The sequence below is a fragment of the Bradyrhizobium sp. I1.14.4 genome (assembly GCF_050435825.1).
Taxonomy (GTDB): domain Bacteria; phylum Pseudomonadota; class Alphaproteobacteria; order Rhizobiales; family Xanthobacteraceae; genus Bradyrhizobium.
Map to the genome: position 1 here is coordinate 122,536 of NZ_JBNDLA010000020.1, position 6,033 is coordinate 128,568.

Consider the following 6,033-nt stretch of genomic DNA (forward strand, 5'->3'; position numbering starts at 1 on the left):
GCTCGCTTTACGGCACGCATGTCGTTAGAGCAAACATCATCAGGGACGTCTCGGCGCGCTCAAGGCCCAAGGCGCCAACTCTGCAGCTTGCCTCCCGTTCAAACAAATGTGTCGCGCGAGCGAGACGAGCGGATCGAAGGCGTGGCGAAAACCTGAGAGGTTGTGCACGGATGGCCCGAGCAGCGTAGCAAGCGGCAAGCTGAGGACGTCAGATGGCGTGGTTCCATGGCATGGGCGCGTCGATAGGGCTGCTCGGCCAGCCGTTTGCGACACGCTGAAGCGTTAGGGGTGAGCCAGGCGATACGGATCAACCTTGTTCATCCTCGCTGTCCGAAGCAGCGTTGCGATGGTCGCCTAGGTTCGTCCGCGGCCATCGCTGCTAGCGAAGAGTCTACTCTTTCACGCAATTGTTTGTGGCCTGATGGCGCGTTCGACGGTTCGATACGGCCATCGGTCGGGACCCTTCGAACATGGCACGGCGCGAGACGGCATGGCGGATGGCGGATGGTCTCGGCCGGTCTTTGATTTTCCGGAGATCCGCCGTAAGGTCTGCTGCCAGAGATCGAAGAGAGCTGCGACGACCGCGCGGAGGCTCGTTCGCGCGCGGCACCGCGTGCGCGGGCGCCTTGACCACGCCCGGTCTTCTCATTGAATGCGTAGCGACCGTGGGTCGGACGACAAAGCTGATGGGACAGTCGCGATACCAGGCCTTGCACTAGGCGAAATGACGATCACCTCGCAGCATATGAGCGGCCCGCATGAGGCCGTTCATTCGAGCCTGGAATCGAATCTCTGTGTCAAAGACGATGCGGGGAAGCCCAAAGTGATTTACGTGCGAAGCATCCAGATGTGCGGGCCTGGTCGTCGCCGCAGTCACAAAGCCGACAGCGCGCGCGAGTTGCTCTTCACGAGGACCACATGCTCTGACGTTGCCGTATGGAAACGCGATGTGCCGCACCGGCTTTTGGATCAAGCCTTGGAGGTAGTTTCGATTGTCAGCCATCTCCGCCCGCGCCAAAGAGCTATCCAGACTCCCGAGCGCCGCGTGCGAGGTTGTGTGCCCGCCGATCGACGCCAGAGGATGGTTCGACAGAGCCCGGAGTTCCTCCTCGTCAAGAAAGTACATGTCATTCAAAGCAGGCAGCGATATGCCAGCTTTGCTGAACGCTAGGGCGAAGGTTGCGGTACGTCGATAATCCTCATGAACCCACTGAGTGACGCGTGCTAACGCCGATATCTTTGTTCGCAAGTCGGGGCAATGGAAGGAGGTCTCCATTGCATCGATGACGACATCATCTCGCAACCGAAACAATTCTCGCAATCCGAGCCACCATGTTTGCAGGGTTCGCGTGGGAGCGCCGGTCGGCACGTACATGAGGAATGGAGCATTGTGGCGCTCAAGGATCGGAAGCGCGACAGAGACATTGTCCCGGTAGCCATCATCAAAAGTAAGCACTGCATAGCGACGCGATCGATCGTCCCTCAACACTCGATCGAGGCACTCTTCAAGACTCACGATTCTCCAGCCCTCTCGCCGCAGCCAGCTGAGCGAGTACTCAAATAGCGAAACTGGAACTCCAGTAGCCAGCTCGGATTGAAATTCTCTCTGTATTTCGTGAAAAACGATTATGACGGCGCGACCTGCAAACAGGCTGCGAACGGTCGGCATGAGTCCAGCCCAGCTGGCTCCATGGCGCACGAAATCCTTCAACACCTGCCTCATGGAGCCTACGCCCAGCAATGAATTTGCGCTTCGATAACATTTGCCACTCTAGCAGTTCGTCGATCGTGCGGTCATCGAGCGAATGGATAGGCCAGAGCCCGTCGCCTTTCCCCGCGATACCTATTTGTGGGTACTCCAAGGACGGCGGCGGCGATGCTCGTCGCGGCCACAAGCAGTAACGCCATTTAGTCCTGCATCAGGACGTCTCGCTCTCGCTAGGATATCCCACCATGCGATGAGTGCGAGCTACTCCATGCTACGGGTGATGATTCTCGGACTGCGGGGATTTCCCGGCGTACAGGGCGGAGTTGAATCTCACGCCGAGCATTTGTGCCCCTTGTTGAAAGAACTGGCTTGCGATGTTGAGGTGGTTGTTCGCTCCCCCTATGTGCCGAGCGAACGAGGTGAAGAGTGGAAGGGCGTTCGCTACCTGCGGGTCTGGTCGCCGAAATCCCGAGCTCTCGAGACGATAGTCCATTCGTTTTTGGGGGTGCTGGTAGCGGCCTGGCGACGGCCGAATGTATTGCACGTTCAGGCAATCGGGCCCGCTCTGATGGTGCCATTGGCTCGCTTGCTCGGGTTGCATGTCGTCGTGACACATCACGGCCCGGACTATGATCGAGAGAAATGGGGGAGATTTGCCAAGCTGATTTTGCGCACTGGTGAAGCGTGGGGCATGCGGTTCTCCAACCGCCGTATTGTCATCTCTCGGACGATACGCAAGCTGGTGCGCGACAAATACGGTCTGGATGCCTACGTGATACCTAACGGGGTAGAGCTGCCGGAATTGCCGACGAGCACCTCGGCGCTGGAGCAGTTCGGGCTCGAAGCCGGCCGGTACGTATTGACGGTGAGCCGCCTAGTGCCTGAGAAGCGGCACAAGGATCTGATTGCGGCCCACGCAATAGCCAGGCTGAACGGATGGAAGCTCGTGTTGATTGGAGCTTCCGATCATCCGGATGGTTATGCCGCCGAGGTGGCGTCGCTCGCGCGCGCAAACCCCGACGTGATCTTGGCTGGCTTCCAGACAGGCCTTACGTTGCGTGAACTATATGCTCATGCCGGTGTGTTCGTCCTGCCATCCTCTCACGAGGGCTTGCCCATCGTGCTTCTGGAGGCATTGAGTTATGGGCTTCCGGTCGTGGCGAGCGACATATCCGCGCACCGGGAGATTGGACTGGACGAGAAGCACTATTTTTCGTTGGGAGATGTACAAGCCCTGGCCGCTCGGCTGGAATCGTTCGCAGTAATGCCCTGGACGGCGGAGATGCGCGAAAGAACCCGCAGATGGGTGGCCGAACGTTACGACTGGCGCTCTGTCGTGAAGCAAACCGTCAGGGTGTATCGAAGAGCCGTGCGTAGCGGGGACGTCGAACTCAAGGTCACGGAACGTTCGCTGGATGAGTCAGTGAGGCATTGATCGCATGAGCGCGGGCCGACGGCATTCCAGATCTGACATTCGTGAAGCGAACATTGAATCAAACCAAACGATGGTTGCGACCAACGCCCTGTGCCGACAAACGACTGGGCAATTGACGGCCGGGCCGTATCCCGAGGTTCAAGTCGTGTGAGACCGCGTTGATGAAAGTACTAATTGCCAACAAGTTCTTCTTCCGCAAGGGCGGCGCCGAAGTCGTTATGTTTCAGGAACGGCAATTTCTGCTTCGTTCGGGAGAGCAAGTGATCGACTTCTCCATGCAAGATGAACGGAATCTTGACTCGCCCTACAAATCTCATTTCGTATCTCACAAGGACTATCGCAACGGTGGTTCCCTATCGAAGTTGAATCCCGCGCTCTCGCTGATCCATTCACGCGAGGCAGTCGGCAAGATTGCGGCTCTAATCGACAGGACCCGCCCCGATCTCATGCACTGCCATAATATTTATCATCAGATAACGCCTTCGATTGTCTCTGTCGCTAAGTCTCGCGGAATACCGGTTGTCTTGACGCTGCACGACTTCAAACCTGTATGTCCGGTTTATGTGCGTTTGCGGGCCGGCAAGCCCTGTTCGCTATGCTTGCATGGAGATTTTCTTCAAGTTTTGACCAACCGCTGTGCTTCGGGCTCCATCGGAGCGAGCGCCCTGCTCTACGCGGAAGCCGCGATTCAACGCTGGCTTGGAAACTATGAAAAGGTCGATCTATTTCTCGCGCCCAGTCGATTTATGCAAGACTCGGCCTTGAATCGGTTTCGACCAGATCAGGTTGCATTGCTCTACAATGGCGTGGACACCGGCGAAACAGAGGTGAGCACGCGGGACGAGGGATACGCTCTCTATTTGGGACGGCTCTCCGAAGAGAAAGGCGTGGAGACTCTACTGCGGGCTCATGAAGCCGGCGGAACCTGGAAACTGGTCGTCGCGGGGACCGGTCCTTTGGAACGCGACCTGCAGAGACGGTACCGCAACGCGCAATTTGTCGGTCAGTTGTCGGGACAGGCGCTGAAGGAGACCATCGGCGGCGCATCGGTGATCGTGGTGCCGTCGGAATGGTACGAGAACTGCCCAATGTCGGTTCTGGAAGGGATGGCCTATGGTAAGCCCGTCGTGGCGAGCCGAATAGGCGGCATTCCTGAGCTGATCGTTGACGGCGAGACGGGCGTTTTGTTCGAGCCGGCTGATGCGGATGAGCTTCGCAGGCACATTAGCCGACTGATGGACGACGCCTCGCTGCGGGCGCGTATGGGAGCTGCCGGGCGAATTCGAGCAGAGAGAAACTTTTCGATCGAGACGCACAACACCAATTTGATAAACACCTACCGATCGTTGATGAGTGGGCTGAGAGCGCGGAGCCATAAGACGTGTTTTGCCGGCGAGGGTGGCGCAAGCCCGTGAAATGGGAGCGTAGCCTTAGGTCTGACGACAACCCGCGCGCCACGGCTCGCTGGCTTCTCGCACGGCGAAACCTCGTGGAGCTCCCTCCCGCGTCCGTGGTCGCTGATTGTGTCATCGGCCCAATTGGATCATACCTATCATGAAACGCCATCTTGCTCTTCCGCCCCTGGCTCTCATGTTCCTCGGCGCCCTGGTCTCATCGGCGAGCGCCCAGACCAAGCGTCCGGCGCTCAAACCCATCTGCACGTCATTGTCAATCGATTGTGTAGTTTCGCAAAATTCCGGATATGACCATGGAATGTATCCACACGGAGTCCCGACCTCTTTCGGGTGGTATGCAGGGGGCCCCGCTGCCACGGGCAACGCTACTCCTCCTTCCAGTTTCCTTTCACTGACAGGTTGGGGACAGATATATCCGCAAGTCGGTGCTTCGAACGTAGCTGCCAATATTTATTTGAAGGATTATCGGGTCTATGTGCACTTGACGGGTGGCGGTTGGCAACTCGTACAAGACCAAGCCACGAATTCTGTCGCGGGTGGGCATTACGTGGCAGATTTCGCCAACGACTCGCTTTCGCCAATGAGTCTCGTGGTTCAGTCTGACGGAAGCGCAAGAATGGACTCTCCGGCATCGGGCTACAACGATCACTTCTGGATCGCTCCGAGGGGCTCGTATACTTCCGGAACAGTCGACGGAGTGTTCTCAATGGCACAGCTGCGTACCGATAGTGCAAGTGCAAATCTGATCGCAAACTTTGGAGCTGACTGGTGGAGAAGCGCCTCAGCTCCGTTCCTCTATCAAAATGGCGTGTTTGTAAATAATCCCGGCATCGGTATGGGCACTTGGGTCAAATTGACGACGGCGTACCAATACTTCTTCTTCACGACCATGACTAAATCACAACTACAAGCCGAACCGCCTCCGCCCTTGAGATAGCTCATTAGTCCTCCTTGCCCGACAGATCCGCTTGGTCACTTGCCGCAACAGGCCGCGCTTCCAGGCGCACTCGCCTGCTAGCCTGCGCCTCGTTCCGCGAAAGGTGGACTTCTCTTGCTTCGCGGATCATCCATATCTTGAAGCACGACTCACGATCCAGAAGAGCGGGTACTAGGCAGAAGGGCCTGGCTGTTCGCCGGATCCGATCGCGGCGCGGACAGGGGCTGTCGTCATGCTCACTCTCATCATGATCGCGCGCCTCGACGAGGTCGATCCCAAGGTCTGGTTCGCCGACGCATCGTGGAGCTCACGCAATCCCGCCTGCACGAACTGCTCCCGTGGGAGTGGAAAGCCGAAAACGCCGCAACGGGCCAAGCCATCTGAAACCGTCGTCATCATCACAGCCGGCAACGACTATCCGCGCGCGGCAATACCGCAGTACTCGGTGCCGTCGCGGAGTTGGTAGGAATTGAGGTTGGCGTAGTCTCCGGGGTGATCAACCTCGAATCATCCGGCGTTGAAGCGTCGGACTGGAGAC

Annotated in this window: 4 protein-coding genes and 2 pseudogenes; 4 read left to right on the forward strand and 2 right to left on the reverse strand. The window is 57.8% G+C overall.

Annotated features, from left to right (window positions below; translation table 11 throughout):
* Positions 1-208: 208 nt before the first annotated feature.
* Together ABIB78_RS29600 and ABIB78_RS29605 are read right to left on the reverse strand one after the other, a co-directional pair.
* A pseudogene (locus ABIB78_RS29600) lies at positions 209-647 on the reverse strand (transposase domain-containing protein); the annotation flags it as partial.
* A 68-nt stretch (positions 648-715) separates the two neighbouring features.
* On the reverse strand, positions 716-1,711 hold the full coding sequence (locus ABIB78_RS29605) for a polysaccharide deacetylase family protein (RefSeq protein WP_429030915.1): 996 nt from the start codon (positions 1,709-1,711) through the stop codon (positions 716-718).
* Positions 1,712-1,976: 265 nt separating this feature from the next.
* Between ABIB78_RS29605 and ABIB78_RS29610 the strand changes: the two genes are divergently transcribed.
* From ABIB78_RS29610 to ABIB78_RS29625, 4 genes and pseudogenes are all read left to right on the forward strand, one after another.
* On the forward strand, positions 1,977-3,143 hold the full coding sequence (locus ABIB78_RS29610; RefSeq protein WP_429030917.1) for a glycosyltransferase family 4 protein: 1,167 nt from the start codon (positions 1,977-1,979) through the stop codon (positions 3,141-3,143).
* Positions 3,144-3,304: 161 nt separating this feature from the next.
* A complete protein-coding gene (locus ABIB78_RS29615; RefSeq protein ID WP_429030920.1) occupies positions 3,305-4,558 on the forward strand; it encodes a glycosyltransferase family 4 protein in 1,254 nt (417 codons plus the stop codon).
* A gap of 706 nt (positions 4,559-5,264) precedes the next feature.
* On the forward strand, positions 5,265-5,495 hold the full coding sequence (locus ABIB78_RS29620) for a hypothetical protein (protein ID WP_429030923.1): 231 nt from the start codon (positions 5,265-5,267) through the stop codon (positions 5,493-5,495).
* Between the two features lie 171 nt (positions 5,496-5,666).
* Positions 5,667-5,879, forward strand: a pseudogene (locus ABIB78_RS29625) (IS66 family transposase); the annotation flags it as partial.
* Between the last annotated feature and the right edge of the window lie 154 nt (positions 5,880-6,033).